Here is a 1,022-nt window from a genome sequence, read left to right on the forward strand (position 1 = left end):
ATACACTTCCTGCATTAACTGATGGTCCACACACCATTACCGTGACTGCAACAGATGCAGCAGGCAATGTGGGTACAGATACAGGTGTTGTGACAGTTGATACAGCAGCTCCTGCAGCGCCAGTGATCGACCCAGTTAACGGGACAGACCCGATTACAGGTACTGCAGAACCTGGTTCAACAGTGACTGTGACATATCCGAACGGTAGTACAGCAAGTGTTGTAGCAGGACCGGACGGTACTTGGACTGTGCCAAACCCAGGCTTAAATGATGGTGATACGGTAACAGCAGTATCAGAAGACCCTGCAGGCAATACATCAGGCCCAGCAACAGCTGTGGTTGATGCAGTTGCACCGACAGTAGCGCTGGATGATGTACTCACTAACGACAGCACACCTGCCTTAACCGGTACGGTGAACGATCCGACAGCAACTGTAGTGGTGACTGTGGATGGTGTTGACTATCCGGCAGTGAACAATGGTGACGGCACCTGGACGCTTGCAGACAATACACTTCCTGCATTAACTGATGGTCCACATACCATTACCGTGACGGCAACTGATGCTGCAGGCAATGCAGGTACCGATACAGCAGTGGTGACCATTGATACCACCGCACCAAATGCACCTGTACTTGATCCAATCAATGCAACTGACCCAGTGAGCGGTACAGCAGAAGCGGGTTCAACCGTGACGGTGAGCTTCCCTGATGGCACCACTGCAACAGTCGTGGCAGGTACAGACGGCAGCTGGTCAGTACCAAACCCGGGTAACCTGGTGGATGGCGATACCGTGACTGCAACAGCGACTGACCCTGCAGGCAATACTTCATTGCCAGGTACAGGCACAGTCTCTGCAGACATCACACCGCCGGTGGTTGCGCTGGATGATGTACTCACGAACGACAGCACACCAGCACTCACTGGTACAGTGAACGATCCGACAGCAACCGTAGTTGTGAACGTGGATGGTATTGACTATCCGGCAGTGAACAATGGTGACGGCACCTGGACGCTTGCAGAC

Annotated in this window: 1 protein-coding gene; it reads left to right on the forward strand. The window is 53.1% G+C overall.

Annotation, left to right across the window (positions count from 1 at the left end; all coding sequences use genetic code 11):
- Window positions 1-1,022, forward strand: a 1,022-nt coding sequence (locus J536_RS24505; protein ID WP_228130732.1) for an Ig-like domain-containing protein, incomplete at both ends; no start/stop codon positions are given.

It is taken from the genome of Acinetobacter sp. 809848 (assembly GCF_000581275.1).
Taxonomy (GTDB): domain Bacteria; phylum Pseudomonadota; class Gammaproteobacteria; order Pseudomonadales; family Moraxellaceae; genus Acinetobacter; species Acinetobacter pittii.